This is a genomic window from Nonomuraea sp. NPDC003709, assembly GCF_040610775.1.
Taxonomy (GTDB): Bacteria; Actinomycetota; Actinomycetes; order Streptosporangiales; family Streptosporangiaceae; genus Nonomuraea; species Nonomuraea angiospora_A.
The window spans coordinates 264,711-278,786 of record NZ_JBEXMW010000015.1 but is presented as its reverse complement, the minus strand read 5'-3'; the positions used below and the strand labels follow the sequence as shown (position 1 = coordinate 278,786).

11 protein-coding genes are annotated in these 14,076 nt (G+C 71.5%); 4 read left to right on the top strand and 7 right to left on the bottom strand.

Annotated features, from left to right (window positions below; all coding sequences use genetic code 11):
• The first annotated feature begins 6 nt into the window (after positions 1 to 6).
• From ABZX61_RS38695 to ABZX61_RS38685, 3 genes are read left to right on the top strand one after another with little or no spacing between them, the layout of a single operon-like run.
• Entirely contained in the window at positions 7 to 1,209 is a 1,203-nt protein-coding gene (locus ABZX61_RS38695; protein WP_355201341.1) for an ABC transporter substrate-binding protein, read from the top strand.
• On the top strand, positions 1,206 to 2,063 hold the full coding sequence (locus ABZX61_RS38690) for an ABC transporter permease (RefSeq protein WP_355201339.1): 858 nt from the start codon (positions 1,206 to 1,208) through the stop codon (positions 2,061 to 2,063). Before ABZX61_RS38695 ends, ABZX61_RS38690 begins: the two co-directional genes overlap by 4 nt.
• Positions 2,060 to 2,866 carry an ABC transporter permease gene (locus ABZX61_RS38685; protein WP_355201337.1) on the top strand — a complete coding sequence of 269 codons (807 nt, stop codon included), beginning with the start codon at positions 2,060 to 2,062 and terminating at the stop codon, positions 2,864 to 2,866. The genes ABZX61_RS38690 and ABZX61_RS38685 overlap by 4 nt, the downstream gene beginning before the upstream one ends.
• 35 nt (positions 2,867 to 2,901) lie before the next feature.
• Here ABZX61_RS38685 and ABZX61_RS38680 read toward each other — a convergent pair whose 3' ends face one another.
• From ABZX61_RS38680 to ABZX61_RS38655, 6 genes are read right to left on the bottom strand one after another with little or no spacing between them, the layout of a single operon-like run.
• The gene (locus tag ABZX61_RS38680) at positions 2,902 to 5,127 is read right to left on the bottom strand and encodes a family 43 glycosylhydrolase (protein ID WP_355201335.1); all 2,226 of its coding nucleotides are present in this window, start codon (positions 5,125 to 5,127) and stop codon (positions 2,902 to 2,904) included.
• Positions 5,124 to 6,593 (bottom strand): sulfatase-like hydrolase/transferase, encoded by a 1,470-nt coding sequence (locus ABZX61_RS38675; RefSeq protein ID WP_355201333.1) that lies wholly within the window; start codon positions 6,591 to 6,593, stop codon positions 5,124 to 5,126. The genes ABZX61_RS38680 and ABZX61_RS38675 overlap by 4 nt, the downstream gene beginning before the upstream one ends.
• A complete protein-coding gene (locus tag ABZX61_RS38670; protein ID WP_355201331.1) occupies positions 6,590 to 7,558 on the bottom strand; it encodes an aliphatic sulfonate ABC transporter substrate-binding protein in 969 nt (322 codons plus the stop codon). The genes ABZX61_RS38675 and ABZX61_RS38670 overlap by 4 nt, the downstream gene beginning before the upstream one ends.
• Before the next feature lie 38 nt (positions 7,559 to 7,596).
• A complete protein-coding gene (locus tag ABZX61_RS38665; protein WP_355201330.1) occupies positions 7,597 to 8,367 on the bottom strand; it encodes an ABC transporter ATP-binding protein in 771 nt (256 codons plus the stop codon).
• Positions 8,364 to 9,164 carry an ABC transporter permease gene (locus ABZX61_RS38660; RefSeq protein WP_350736847.1) on the bottom strand — a complete coding sequence of 267 codons (801 nt, stop codon included), beginning with the start codon at positions 9,162 to 9,164 and terminating at the stop codon, positions 8,364 to 8,366. Before ABZX61_RS38660 ends, ABZX61_RS38665 begins: the two co-directional genes overlap by 4 nt.
• Positions 9,161 to 10,384, bottom strand: coding sequence for an ROK family protein (locus tag ABZX61_RS38655; RefSeq protein WP_355201328.1), 1,224 nt, complete (start codon positions 10,382 to 10,384; stop codon positions 9,161 to 9,163). The genes ABZX61_RS38660 and ABZX61_RS38655 overlap by 4 nt, the downstream gene beginning before the upstream one ends.
• A gap of 222 nt (positions 10,385 to 10,606) precedes the next feature.
• Between ABZX61_RS38655 and ABZX61_RS38650 the strand changes: the two genes are divergently transcribed.
• Positions 10,607 to 13,456, top strand: a complete 2,850-nt coding sequence (locus ABZX61_RS38650) for a beta-galactosidase (RefSeq protein ID WP_355201326.1) — start codon at positions 10,607 to 10,609, stop codon at positions 13,454 to 13,456.
• A gap of 241 nt (positions 13,457 to 13,697) precedes the next feature.
• On the opposite strand, the gene ABZX61_RS38645 is transcribed toward ABZX61_RS38650, so the two are convergent.
• A complete protein-coding gene (locus tag ABZX61_RS38645) occupies positions 13,698 to 14,030 on the bottom strand; it encodes a putative quinol monooxygenase (RefSeq protein WP_355201324.1) in 333 nt (110 codons plus the stop codon).
• Positions 14,031 to 14,076: the final 46 nt, after the last annotated feature.

Below are 14,076 nucleotides of genomic sequence, written 5' to 3'. Positions count from 1 at the left end.
GAGGACATGCGACCGAGCGGATTAGCCATCACCGCGGCGGCACTCGCGCTCGTCACCGCCTGCGGTGGCGGCCCCGCCACGACCGGCGGCGCGCCGGCGCCGGGCCAGAGCGGCTTCGTGCCGCCCAAGATCGACGCGCTGGGGAGCCTCGGCGCGGGCGAGGGCCAGGTCAACCTCGTGGCCTGGGCCGGCTACGTCGAGGACGGCGGCAACGACCCCAAGGTCGACTGGGTCACCCCGTTCGAGCAGGCCACCGGATGCCAGGTGAACACCAAGGTCGCGGGCACCTCGGACGAGATGGTCAACCTCATGAAGACCGGCCAGTACGACGCGGTCTCGGCCTCCGGCGACGCCTCGCTGCGGCTGATCGCGGCCGGCACGGTCGCGCCCGTCAACACCGCCCTGATCCCGAACTACGCGGACGTGTTCGACGGCCTGAAGGAGAAGCCGTGGAACTCGGTCGGCGGCGTCCCCTACGGCGTCCCGCACGGCCGCGGCGCCAACCTGCTGATGTGGCGCACCGACACCGTGAAGCCCGCGCCCGACTCGTGGAGCGTGGTGTTCGACCCGGCCTCGCCGTACAAGGGCAAGGTGACGGCCTACGACTCGCCCATCTCCATCGCGGACGCGGCCGTCTACCTGATGGCGACCAGGCCGGAGCTCGGCGTCAAGAACCCGTACGCGCTGGACGACCGGCAGTTCCAGGCCGCGGTCGACCTGCTCAAGCAGCAGAAGCAGATCGTCGGCGAGTACTGGTCCGACTACACCAAGGAGATCCAGGCGTTCAAGAGCGGCGACTCGGTGGTCGGCACCACCTGGCAGGTGATCGTCAACGTGGCGCAGGGCGAGAAGGCGCCGGTCCAGGCCACGCTGCCGAAGGAGGGCGCGACCGGCTGGTCGGACACGTGGATGGTGGCCGCCAAGGCCGCGCACCCCAACTGCGCGTACAAGTGGCTCGACCACATCATCTCGCCGAAGGCGAACGCCCAGGTGGCGGAGTACTTCGGGGAGGCGCCGTCGAACGCGAAGGCGTGCCGGGAGACCGCCGACCCCAAGCACTGCGACACGTTCCACGCCACCGACGAGGCGTACTTCTCCAAGGTCCACTACTGGACGACGCCGATCGCGCAGTGCCTCGACGGGCGTACCGACGTGAAGTGCAAGGACTACGCCGAATGGACGCGGGCCTGGACGGAGATCAAGGGGTGAGAGCGGCCGCCTGGGGCCCGGCGCGGCGGTGGCTCGCGGGCTTCCTGCACCGCCGGGCCGGGGTGCGGCTGTCGCTGCTGCTGTCGGCGCCGCTGGCGTGGCTCGGGCTGGCGTACCTGGGTGCGCTGGCGGCGCTGTTCGTCACCGCGTTCTACACCACCGACACCTTCACCGGGAACCTGGTCAGGACGTTCACCTGGGCGAACTTCCGGGACCTCGGCACCGCCGAGGTCTACAGGACGGTCGCGCTGCGCTCGGTCGGCGTGGCGCTCGCGGTGACCGCGATCGACCTGGTGGTGGCCTTCCCGATGGCGTTCGCCATGGCCAAGCTGGCCTCGCCGCGGGCGCGACGCTGGCTGGTGATCGCGGTGCTGACGCCGCTGTGGGCGTCGTACCTGGTCAAGGCGTACGCGTGGCGGGTCATGCTGTCGTCGGGCGGGCTGCTGGGGTGGGGGTTCGGGGTGACGGCGACGATCCTGACACTGGCGTACCTGTGGCTGCCGTACATGATCCTGCCGATCTACGCGGGGCTCGAGCGGCTGCCGGACTCGCTGCTGGAGGCGGCCGGGGATCTCGGGGCGCGGTCGTGGCGGGTGTTCCGCACGGTGGTGTGGCCGCTGGCGTTCCCCGCCGTGGTCGCGGGGTCGATCTTCACCTTCTCGCTGTCGCTCGGCGACTACATCGCCGTCAAGATCGTCGGCGGGCGCAGCCAGCTCATCGGGAACGTCGTCTACGACAACATCGGGGCGGCCAACAACCTGCCGTTCGCGGCCGCGGTGGCGACCGTGCCCGTCGTGATCATGCTGGCGTACCTGGCGGCGGTGCGCCGTACCGGGGCCTTGGAGAACCTGTGAACCTTTCGCGCACGGCCCGGCTGCTGTTCCGCCTCGCGCTCTTCGCGGGGCTCGGTGTGATCTACGTGCCGCTGCTCGTCGTGCTGCTCAACTCCGTCAACGCCGACCGCACCTTCGGCTGGCCGCCCCCGGGGCTGACGACCCGCTGGTGGGGCGCGGCCTGGAACTCGTCGGGGGTGCGCGACGCGCTGTGGACGTCCGTGCAGGCGGGGCTGGGGGCGACGGCCGTCGCGCTGGTGCTGGGGACGATGGCGGCCTTCGCCGTGCAGCGCTACCGCTTCTTCGGGCGCGACACGGTCTCCCTCGTGATCATCTTGCCCATCGCCCTGCCGGGCATCGTGACCGGGATCGCGCTGAACAACGCCTTCCGCACCGTGCTGGAGCCGTTCGGGATCGGCCTGGGGCTGTTCACGGTGGTGGTGGGGCACGCCACGTTCTGCGTGGTGACGGTCTACAACAACGTGCTGGCGCGGCTGCGGCGGATGGGCGGCTCGCTGGAGGAGGCGTCGGCGGATCTGGGGGCGGACCCGTTCACCACCTTCCGGTTGGTGACGTTCCCGATGATGCGCTCGGCGCTGCTGGCGGGCGGGCTGCTGGCGTTCGCGCTGTCGTTCGACGAGATCATCGTCACCACCTTCACGGCGGGGGCGGGGGTCCGGACGCTGCCGATCTGGATCTTCGAGAACCTCTTCAGGCCGAACCAGGCTCCGGTGGTGAACGTGGTGGCCGCCGTGCTGATCGTCGCCTCGGTGGTGCCGGTCTACCTCGCCCAGCGACTGTCCACCGACGTGGGCGCCCACTGACCCGCCTTCAGGGGGCGCCCACGGGATGGCGTGTGTCAGTCGCGGTACGTGCGGACGTAGTCGAACTCGGCGAGGGCGCCCGACCGGTTCATCGAGATCAGCCCGATCCTGAGCGGCCCCTTCGCCGGAAGGGTCCACACGCCGTTGCGCACCCAGCGCCGGCCGTCCCGGCTGGTCGCCGCGCGCACCTCGTTCTCGCCGTTCGCCGCGTCGAAGTGGTACGACATCCGCAACCACATCGTCCCGGCCGTCGGCCCCCCGAACATCGGCCCGTTGAACACGGCGGTCGGCGGCGTGGTCGTCGGCCGCTCGCCCTCCTTGGAGAACTCGCTGACCTGCAGCATCGCCCCGTTGCCGCGGGCCAGCGGCAGCACCGAGTGGGCCATCTTGAAGTACCGGTCGTCGTTCTCGTACAGCACGAGCCCGGCCTGCTGGTTGCCCTGCGTCGGCGCGAAGTCCAGCTTCGCCTCCACCGTGTAGTCGCCCTGCGGCGCCTCCCGCAGCAGCACCGACGCCGTGTTGGTGCCCCGGTGCAGCTCGGCGTTCTGGGTGGGCCAGGACAGCGCGCCGCCGGAGACGGCGACTCCCGCCGCCGGGCCGCGCACCCACTGCCACTTCGCGTCGATCGCCGTGCCGTCGAACTCGTCGCCGAACTCCGGCAGCAGCTCCCCGGGCGACGGCTCGGGCACCCGTCGGGTGACGGGCGTGTACAGCCTGGCGGCCCCGACGTTGTCGGCGTCGGCCGCGCCGCGCGCCACCACGCCGACCGAGCCGGGACGGGCGGCGGCCCGCGGCAGGGAGCGCGTCTGCTCCGCGACCGGATCGCCGAGCTTGTCACCGCTCACCTGGACGGTGAGCCGGGTGCCGCGCAACTCGGCGACCACGGTGTGCCAGGTGCCGAGGTCGAATCCGGCGGGCAGCGCCGTCACCTGCGCGCCGCGACTCGTGCCGCCGATCACCACGTCGGTGACCAGGGCGTTGCGGTCCCGGTCGAGCCAGGCCGCCACGTGGTTGTTCCGGTTGACGTGGGCGAGCGTGAGCCCGGCCGCGCCGGAGGACACCCGCAGGTCCGCCTGCGCCCGCACGTCGGCGGACGGCGTCTTCTTCGCCGAGACCAGGTAGGACAGGGCGCCGGTGTGGCTCGCGTACCCGTGGGCGTCCTGGCCGGTCCTCGCCTGCCAGCCGGGCCCGGTCTGCCAGCCGTTCAGCGAGCCGTCGCCGAAGGTGCCCCCGGCGTCGTACGAGGTGACCGGCGCGGGCTGGGCACCCTCCGACGGCCCGGCCCCCGCGCGGACCACGGGCCAGCCGTCGATCCAGTCCAGCCGGTCGATCAGCAGCGGGCGCTTGGTCAGCCCCGACGGCCCGTTGGCGATCGGCGGGAAGTCCGGGTCGGCCGTCGAGATGGCGTGGTAGACCAGCCAGTCCTGGCCGGACAGGTCCGTGACGAAGCCGCTGTGGCCCGGCCCGGCCCAGCGGTTGCCGTTCGCGCCGACGACGATGGCGCCCTTGGAGGTCAGCTCCATCAGGTCCAGGCCCTCGTCGTCCGTGAACGGGCCGAGCGGGCTGGTCGCGCGGCCGGCCTTGACCTGGTAGCCGCTGTAGGAGCCGTCGCAGCAGCCGGCGTCGGAGTAGAACAGGTAGTAGAAGCCGCCGCGGCGGACCACGTACCCGCCCTCCATCCGGCGGCCCCTGGCGATCTGCGTCACCGGGCCCTCGACGCGGGTGGCGTCGGCGTTCATCCGCGCGACGCAGATGGTGTCGTAGCTGCCCCAGTACAGGTAGTGGCCGCCGTCCACGTCCGTGAACTGGGCCTGGTCGATGGTGTTCGTCGGGCACGCGTCCTGGGCGGCGGCCGGGATCACGTCGCCCCGGTCCGTCCACGGGCCGGTCGGGCCCGGCGCGGTGGCCAGGCCGACGTCGCCGGAGGCCAGCGAGTAGTAGAGGTGGTACTGCCCGTCGACGTAGCGGATGTCGGGGGCCCAGAGCCGGGCGCCGGCGTGCCAGGCGGGCTTGGTCTGCGGGGTGAAGACCTCGCCTGCGTACTCCCAGCTCACCAGGTCCTTGGAGCGCAGGATCGGCAGCATCCGCTCGCCGGCCTCGCCCTTGCTGCTGAACACGGGGTTCTGGGTGCCGTAGGCGTACCAGAGCCCGTCCCTGGCGTGGATCACCGTCGGGTCGGGGAGGGAGTCGACCACGCCGGCCGAGACCGGGTTGGTGAACAGCCCGGACAGCAGGGCGGCGACGCCTAAGAGGATCTTCATCCCGTGGTGCCCTCTTTCTCGAAAGCGCTCAGCGTGGGGTCGTAGTCGGAATGGCCGATGTCGTACATCGGGGTCATCCAGTGGTAGAAGTTGTCGCCGCGCTCGCGCAGCAGGTCGTACATCCTGCGCATCAGGCGGCGGCGGACCGGGGCCAGCTCGGGGTGGGTGTAGCGGTTGCTGAGCTCGTACGGGTCGGCGTGCAGGTCGTACAGCTCGTTGACCGACTCCGGGTTGACGACCAGCTTGTAGCGGTCGTCGCGGAGCATCCGCTGCGGGTAGGGAAAGTGGTGGCCGTGGAACTCGGCGAGCAGCTCGCCCGGCCACTCCGGACGCTCGCCCCGGACCAGCGGCACCAGGCTGCGGCTGTCCACCGCGGGCCCGGTGTCGCAGCCCGCCAGCTCCAGGATCGTCGCGGTGCAGTCGGTGAGCGTCACGAACTCGGTCCTGACCTGCGGTTCCGCGCCGGGGATCCGGACGATGCCGGGGATGCGGTAGATGTCCTCGTACATGGCCGGGCCCTTGTCGTGCAGCCGGTGCGCGCCGGTGAACTCGCCGTGGTCGGCGGTGAAGAAGACCGAGGTCTGGTCCGACAGACCCAGCTCGTCGAGGCGGTCGAGGACCCGCCCGAGCTGCCGGTCGATCAGCGTCACGTAGCCCCAGTAGACCGCGATCAGCTTCCGCGTGACCTCGATCGGGATCGTGTCGAACGTCCAGTGCTCGCTGTAGTTGCGCTGCACCGGCGGCTTGCCCTCGAACGTCTCCGCGATCGACGGCGGCAGCTCGACCAGCGCCGGGTCGTACATGTCGAAGTACTCGTCCGGCAGCAGGTAGGGCAGGTGCGGCCCGAAGAAGTGCGCGGCCAGGAAGAACGGCCGGCCGTCGGCCGCGTACCTGTCCAGGTGCTCGATGGTCCGGGTCGCCAGGTAGTGCTCGAACGTGGCCTCCTCCGGCTGGTGCAGCCGGGCGGCCAGCAGGTTGCCCTGGTTGCCGTTGGGCGTGGTGCCCCGGATCAGGTCCGAGATCCGGTACGGCGGCAGCCCCCGCTCCTCCAGGTACGCCAGGTAGTCGGGATGATCGACCGGGTTGTGCCAGCCGGGCAGGTCGGGCCCGTCGAAGCCGTAGGAGGCGGCGTTGCGCGTGGTGCCCCCGTGCCACTTGCCGATCAGCCCCAGCTGGTAGCCGCGCTCCTTCAGCGCGCCGGGGAAGGTGAAGGCGTCCTCCCGCAGGTCCTCCAGGTAGCCGACGTTGCGCTCGTAGTTCGCCAGCAGCCGGTGCCGGAACGGCGCCTGCCCGGTGAGCAGGCTGGCCCGCGCCGGCGTGCAGATGGCCGTCGGCGTGTAGAACCGGTCGAACCGGGTGCCGGTCGCGGCCAGCCTGTCCAGGTTCGGCGTGGCCACGTGCGGGTTGCCGTAGCAGCCCAGGGTGTCGACGCGGTGCTGGTCGGTCATCAGGAACAGCAGGTTCACTTGCTGAACGCCTTCTCGTAGAGGTCGCCGGTGTAGTACGTGGCCGGGTCGGGCCGCGACTTGAGCTGGCCGGTGCCGACGAAGAAGTCGCCCAGGCTGTTCAGCCACTTGGCGACCGTGCCGTCCTTGGTCTTGGCGACCAGGTCGGCCGTCGTCATCGTCTGGACGTTCGCCGCGTCGGCCTTGACCTTGGCCGGGTCGAGCTTGAGCAGCGCGGCGGCCTCGGTGATCGCCTCGTCGGGGTGGGCGGCCCGCCAGTCGTTGGCCTCCTGCAGCACCTTGATGACCTTGCCGGTGAGCTCCTGGTCCACCTCGGTGCCGCCGACGAACGCGGTCGGGAACGAGTTGTCCGGGAACTCCCTGGTGCTGGCCACCTCCACCATGCCCGGCACCTTCTGCTTGATCGTGTCGATCAGCGGATACCAGATGCCGGCGCCGTCGATCTGCCCCGCCGAGAACGCCGACACGACGGTGGCCGGGTCCATCGGCACCTTCTGGATGTCCTGGGCGGTCATCCCGGCCTTCTTCAGCGCCAGGTTGAGCACCATGTCGCCGGACGTGCCCTCGGGCACGCCGACCTTCTTGCCCTTGAGGTCCTGCATGGTCGAGATGCCGGGGCGGCCGATGACGCGGTCGGCGTACGCGAGCGTGTTGATCGCGACGACCTTGGCCTTGCCGGTGGCGGGCAGCCACATGGCGCCCGGGCCGATGTAGCCGAAGTCGAGGTCGCCCGCGCCGAGCGCCTGGATCTGCAGCGGCCCGTTGGTGAAGACCTTGATCTCGGGGGTGAGGCCCTGCTTCTGCCACAGGCCCTGCTTGTTCGCGATCGCGAGCAGGCTGGCGCCGTTGTAGTCGCTGATGTAGCCGAAGCGGACCGTGCTGCCGTCGCCGGAGCAGGCGGTCACGGAGAGTGCCAGCACGGTCGCCGCCGTGGCGGCCGTCAGGGCGCGGCGAAGAGAACGCATGGCGGGTGGCTCCTTTCGGGAGGCCGAAATGGGGAGGGTCAGGCCGCGGGTGCCTGGTGGTAGACGGAGTGCCAGACCTCGTTGCGGATCCGCCCGAACTCGGGCGACAGCCGCATCTCCTCTGTCCTCGGGTAGGGCAGGTCCACGTCGATGACCTGCTGGACGCGGCCGGGTCTGGCCGCCATGACGATCACGCGCCTGGCCAGGTAGACGGCCTCGTCCACGTCGTGGGTGATGAACATGACCGTGCGCTGCTCCTGGCTCCAGGTGTCGAGGAGCTGGTCCTGCAGCTGCACCCGGGTGAGCGCGTCGAGCGCGCCGAACGGCTCGTCCATGAGCAGGACCTGCGGGTTCACCGCGTACGCGCGGGCGATCGCGCAGCGCTGCTTCATGCCGCCGGACAGCGTCTTGGGCAGCGCGTCGGCGAAGTCGGACAGCCCGACCAGCTCGATCGCCCGCTCGGCCCGCTGCCTGCGCTCGTCGGCGGGCAACTGGGCCAGCTTCAGGCCGAACTCGACGTTCTTGCGCACGGTCAGCCACGGGAACAGCGCGTACTGCTGGAAGATCACCCCCCGCTCGGGCCCCGGCCCGGTAACCGGCACGCCGTCCACCAGCACCTCGCCCGACGTGGGCTCGACCAGCCCGGCCGCCATGCTCATCAGCGTGCTCTTGCCGCACCCCGACGGGCCCACGACCGTGACGAACTCGCGGTCGGCGATGTCCAGCGACACGCGGTCGAGCGCGGTGAACGTGGTGTCCTTCATCGGGTACGTCTTGATGACGTCCCGGAACGAGATCTTGCTGTTCATCGGCGTTCCTGCCAGTCGGTGAGGTGGCGCTCGGCCAGCAGCAGCAGCCGGTCCATCAGCAGGCCGAGCACGCCGATGGCGATCAGGCCCACGAAGATCGTGGACAGGTCGTAGTAGAGCTGGGCCTGCTGCATGCGGAAGCCCAGGCCCTCCTGGGCGGCGATCAGCTCCGCGGCGACCAGCGTGCCCCAGGCCGAGCCGAGCCCGACCCGCATGCCGACCAGGATGAACGGCGTGGAGGCCGGCACCACGACCTTGAGGAAGATCGTCCGGTCGGACGCACCGAGCACGCGGGCGGCGTTGATCAGGGTCCTGTCCACGTCCACCACGCCTTGGAAGGTCGCCACGACGCTGGACAGGAAGGCCGCCAGGAAGATCACGAAGACCTTCGGCACCTCGCCGATGCCGAGGAGCACGATGGCCAGCGGGATGATGGCCAGGGGCGGGATGGTCCGGAAGAACTGGATGTAGGGCTCGAGCAGGCCGCGCGCGGTGGCGTACCAGCCCATGAGGAAGCCGATCGGGACGGCCAGCAGGGTGCCGAGCAGGAAGCCCAGCAGCACCCTGCGCAGGCTGGCCAGCGCGTCGCCCAGGAGCGTGCCGTCGGCGATCAGCTCGCCTGCCTTGGCCGCGACCTCAAGGGGGGTCGGCAGGGCCTGCACGCCCAGAACGCCCAGCAGCGTCCAGACGGCCAGCCCGGCGGCGACCGCGATCAGGTTGAGCGCGACGGCCCGCTGGGGACGCCTGGGGGCGCGCCGCACCGCCGGGGATTTGGCCAGCGTGGTGAGCTGAGTCATGGTTGCCTCTGCTTGGTTTCCTCGAGGAGGTCGGGCGCGAGATCGGGGCCCGCGGGGTAGCGGGACAGCAGCGGGGACTCGTGCAGCACCAGGGCGATGCCGCCGAGGGCGCCCGCGGCCTCGCCGAGCGTGGCCCGGCGCAGGCTGACGCGGTGCCTGGAGACCGGCATGACCTGGGCGCGCAGCGCCCGCTCGACCGGCTCGATCAGCGCGGGGCCGGTCTCCGCCAGCTCGCCGCCGACCACGATCGCGGAGGGGCCGATCGCGTTGCACACGGCCGCGAGCACGCCGCCGATCGCGCCGCCGACGTCCTTCAGGAGGGTCAGGGCCGTGCCGTCGCCCGCCCTGATCGCCTTCACCAGCTCGGGCACGTCGTCGGCCCGCCCGCCCGCGGCGCGGTAGGCGTCCAGCACGGCTCTTATCGAGGCCACGGTCTCCAGGCAGCCGGCGCCGCCGCAGTCGCAGGGCGCGCCGTCCGGGTCGACCGTGATGTGGCCGAACTCGCCGGACAGCCCGTACGCGCCCCGGTGCAGCGCGCCGCCGACCACCAGGCCGCCGCCGACACCGTGGGACAGGCGCAGGTAGAGCACGTCCCGGTCGCCGGCGGCGGCGCCCCAGATCGCCTCGCCCAGGGCGGCCAGCCTGGTGTTGTTGTCCAGCAGCACCGGCGCGCCGAACCGCTCGCGCAGCAGCGACTGCACGGGGTGGGCGGGCTCGTCCGACTCCAGGTCGTCCTCGGGCTCCGGCCAGCCGACCGGGCCGACCACGCCGGCGCCGATCGCGCTGAGCGCGCCCAGCCGCAGGCCGCCGTCGTTGAGGGAGCCGACGAGCCGTTCGGCCAGGTCCACCCGCTGCCCCCAGGGCAGGTCGGCGTCGTGCGGCTCGCTGGCCGAGCCGACGATCTCGTGGGCCAGGTTGACGGCGGCGACGTGCACCGCGCGGCGGGCGAAGTCGATGCCGATGGCCTGGCCGGCCTCAGGGTTGAGGGTCAGCGTCTCGGCCGGCCGGCCGCGGCCGCGCGGGGCGTCCTGCGGGCTGGCGGTGACGACCGCGCCGCCGGCGACCAGCCCGGCGAGGATGTCGTACAGGGTGGTGCGGGAGAGCTGGCAGAGCTTGCCGAGCTCGCCCCGGCTGAGCGGGCCGTGCTTGCGCAGCAGCCCGAGCACGAGCTCTTCGTGCCCGCGCCTCAGCTGCGCCAAGGGACCACGGGGGTGTGACATAACGCGAAGTGTGCCGACCTTGCGTGTTTTTCGTCAATAACCCGGAAAAAACCACAAATATGGCGATGAGCTGGGAGAACGCCGTGCGAAGGGTTTCGCGGCGCTCGTAACTTTCCGGTAACAGGCCGTGCGCGGTGATCGCCCCGCAAGTCCGATCCGTTGACTTTTGTTTGGATGGTCGCCAAATTAAAGACTGTCCGCAGCCGACCCTGGAAGGCGACCATGAGGCGCTTGCTCGCGGTGTTCCTGGTCCTGCTCTGCGTCCTGCTGGGAGCGCCCGCGGGCGTCGGCGCGGCCGCGCACGAGGTCACGTACGACAGGTACTCGCTGAAGGTGGACGGCGAGCGGCTCGTCCTGCAGTCGGCCGAGTTCCACTACTTCCGGCTGCCGAGCCCCGAGCTGTGGCGGGACGTGCTGGAGAAGCTCAGGGCGGCCGGGTTCAACGCGGTCTCGATCTACTTCTCGTGGGCGTACCACTCGCCGAAGCCCGGCGTGTACGACTTCACCGGCGTGCGCGACGTGGACCGCCTCCTGCGGACCGCCCGGCAGGCCGGCCTGTACGTGATCGCCCGCCCCGGGCCGTACATCAACGCCGAGAGCACCGGCGGCGGCCTGCCCGCCTGGGTGAAGACCGTGCCGGGACGGGCCCGCAGCAGCGCGCCCGGCTACCAGGCCGCCTACCGCGAGTGGCTGCACCGGATCAACCCGATCATCGCCCGGCACCAGGTCACCGGCGGCGGCCCGGTCATCCTCTACAACGCGGAGAACGAGTACCAGGTCAACACCGACGCCGCGTACATGCAGGACATCCAGGACCAGGCGCGGGCGGACGGCATCGACGTGCCGATCACCACCAACGACTGCTGCGACGCCGGGAGCTGGAGCTCGACGTGGGCGACCGGCCCGGGGGCGGTGCAGATCCCGGGGGTGGACGACTACCCGCAGTCCTTCGAGTGCGCCACTCCCGAGGTCTGGGGGCCCTGGGGGGAGGGGCTGACCGAGCGGCTGCGCGACGACATCCCGGTGTTCGCCGCCGAGTACCAGGCGGGCGCGATCGACCTGGGCAACGCCGGGTACGACAGGTGCCGCGAGCTGACCGGCCCGGCCTACATGAAGTACTTCTACAAGAACAACCTGGTCACGACCGGGGCGACCATGTTCTCGTACTACATGGGGTACGGCGGCACGAACTGGGGCTGGCTGGCCCAGCCCAACGACGTCTACACCTCCTACGACTACGGCGCCGCCATCACCGAGGCCCGGCAGCTCACGCCCAAGTACGACGAGTTCAAGCGCCAGGGCTACTTCCTGGAGGCCGTCGCGCCGCTGGCCAAGACCGATTCGGTCACCTCGCCGGCCGCGCCGGACAACCCCGCCCTCACCACCACGGCCCGCGCGAACCCCGACACCGGCACCCAGTTCGTCCTGGTGAAACATGCCGACCGGGCCGCCACCGGCACGGACGACGCCACCCTCGACTGGGCCGCCCCCGACGGCCGCCACCGGGTGCCCGTGCGGGTCAAGGGGCGCGACGCGCACGTCCTGGTCGCCGGGTACGACCTGGGCGGCCAGCGCCTGGTCCTGTCCACGTCCGAGATCATGACGCACGCCTCCATCGGCGGCCGTGACGTCGCCGTCCTGTACGGCACCGCGGGCTCACCCGGCGCCACGATCCTGCGCTACGGCTCGCGGCCGGCGGTCAAGGTGCTCGAAGGGGACGTACGGGCCGAGTACACCGGGGGTGACCTGCGCCTCGACTACACGCACGACGGCCTGGCCCGGGTGCTCGTCACGGGCGGCGGGCGGCGGCCGCTGCTGCTCCTGCTCGGCATGGACGAGACGGCGGCCGGGTTCTGGCGGGCCGAGACGGGGGCGGGGCCGGTGCTCGTCCGCGGCACCGCGCTGGTCCGCTCGGCCTCGGCGAGCGGCGACACCCTGAGGCTGGCGGCGGACACCGCGGGCGGGCAGGTCGAGGTGTTCGCGGGCCCCGCGACGAGGCGGGTGCGGATCGGCGCGGAGGACGTACCCGTCACCCGCACCCCGAGCGGCTCGCTCCTGGGCTCCACCCGCGCCCCCGAACCGGTCCGCCTGCCCGCGCTGACCGCCTGGCGCTCCCGCGCCGAGGCCCCGGAGGCCGCGCCCGGCTTCGACGACTCCCGCTGGACCGCCGCCGACCACACCACGACCATCAGCCCACACCAGCCGAAGACCCTGCCCGTCCTGTACGCCGACGACTACGGCTACCACTACGGCAACGTCTGGTACCGGGGCCACTTCACCGCCGCCGGATCCGAGACCAGGATCGACCTGAACGCCGTCACCGGCCTGCGCGGCAACTACCTGGTCTGGCTGAACGGCCGCTATCTCGGCTCGGCCGCCGGAGGCGTGGAGGCGGACTCCGGCGACGCGTCGACCCCGCCCAACCCCGACCCGGGCCCCGGCCACTTCGACCTCCCGGCGGGCGTGCTCAGGCCGGGCGCGGACAACGTGATCTCCGTCCTCGTCGCCAACATGGGCCACAACGACGACTGGATCGCCGACGACCTGCGCTTCAAGCAGCCGCGCGGCCTGGTGGCCGCCACCGTCGGCGGCACTGTCGGCGGCCCTGTAGGCGGCACCCCGATCTCGTGGCGCATCCAGGGCTCACCGGGCACGGACCCGCTGCGCGGGCCGCTCAACAACGGCGGCCTGTACGGGGAGCGCACCGGCTGGCATCTCCCGACTTATCCCGATAAATCCTGGAAAACTGCCAGCGCTGAGCTGACCCCCGGCGTCACCTGGCTCCGGACCGCGTTCCGCCTCGACCTCCCCAAGGCCCAGGACGCGCCGGTCGGGCTCCGCTTCGGCGGCGACCCGTCGCCCGCGTACCGCGTGCAGATCTTCCTGAACGGCTGGAACGTCGGCCAGTACGGCGGCGACATCGGCCCGCAGCGCGACTTCGTGCTCCCCGCCGGGATCCTGGACGAGCACGGGACCAACACGATCGCCCTGGCCGTCACCGCCGAGCACCCCGTGGCGGGCCCCGGGCCGATCAGCCTGTTCACCTACGGCAACGTCCGCCAGGGCCCCTGACCGCCGTACTCCGGCGAAGGTCCCTTTGGGGGGAAGGGGGCGCCGCGCTCGGGCCCTACTAGGGCTTCGGAGGGCCGGCTGCCACACACGGGCCCCTGGACTTCGGAAGGTCGGCCGCGGCGCTCGGCCCTCGCGACCTCAGAGGGTCGGGCCGCCGCGCCCGGGGTCCCTGAGCCCCGGAGGGTCGGCCGCCACATGCGGGTCCTAGGCCCTCGGAGGGCCGCTCGCCATGCCCGGGGCGCTAGTCGCGGTCCGGGACGGCCAGTTCGCCGAGCAGGGACCAGTCGTCCTGCGGGACGGTGGCGTTCACGATGCGCGGCGTCTCGGCGAGGTAGGGCGGCAGCGTCTGCTGGGCCTGCTTGAAGTGGGCCGACTGGACGTGTGCCGCCCCGGCGTCGCCGCCGCGGAACGCCTCCACCAGGACGTACTCCACCGGATCCTCGACACTGCGCGACCAGTCGAACCACAGGCAGCCCGGCTCGGCCCTGGTCGCCTCGGTGAAGTCGGCGACGATCTCCGGCCAGCGGTCGGCGTGCTCGGGCAGGATGCGGAACTTGGCGGTAATGAAGATCATCAGGCTGGCTCCTTCGAGTCCGTGGGGATCAAGCGTATCGAGATGA

Bases quoted from the DNA above. Each gene is read 5' to 3' on its own strand.
- ABZX61_RS38665 (WP_355201330.1), bottom strand. From the start codon at position 8,367: ATGAACAGCAAGATCTCGTTCCGGGACGTCATCAAGACGTACCCGATG.
- ABZX61_RS38660 (WP_350736847.1), bottom strand. From the start codon at position 9,164: ATGACTCAGCTCACCACGCTGGCCAAATCCCCGGCGGTGCGGCGCGCC.
- ABZX61_RS38655 (WP_355201328.1), bottom strand. From the start codon at position 10,384: ATGTCACACCCCCGTGGTCCCTTGGCGCAGCTGAGGCGCGGGCACGAA.
- ABZX61_RS38695 (WP_355201341.1), top strand. From the start codon at position 7: ATGCGACCGAGCGGATTAGCCATCACCGCGGCGGCACTCGCGCTCGTC.
- ABZX61_RS38680 (WP_355201335.1), bottom strand. From the start codon at position 5,127: ATGAAGATCCTCTTAGGCGTCGCCGCCCTGCTGTCCGGGCTGTTCACC.
- ABZX61_RS38650 (WP_355201326.1), top strand. From the start codon at position 10,607: ATGAGGCGCTTGCTCGCGGTGTTCCTGGTCCTGCTCTGCGTCCTGCTG.
- ABZX61_RS38645 (WP_355201324.1), bottom strand. From the start codon at position 14,030: ATGATCTTCATTACCGCCAAGTTCCGCATCCTGCCCGAGCACGCCGAC.
- ABZX61_RS38670 (WP_355201331.1), bottom strand. From the start codon at position 7,558: ATGCGTTCTCTTCGCCGCGCCCTGACGGCCGCCACGGCGGCGACCGTG.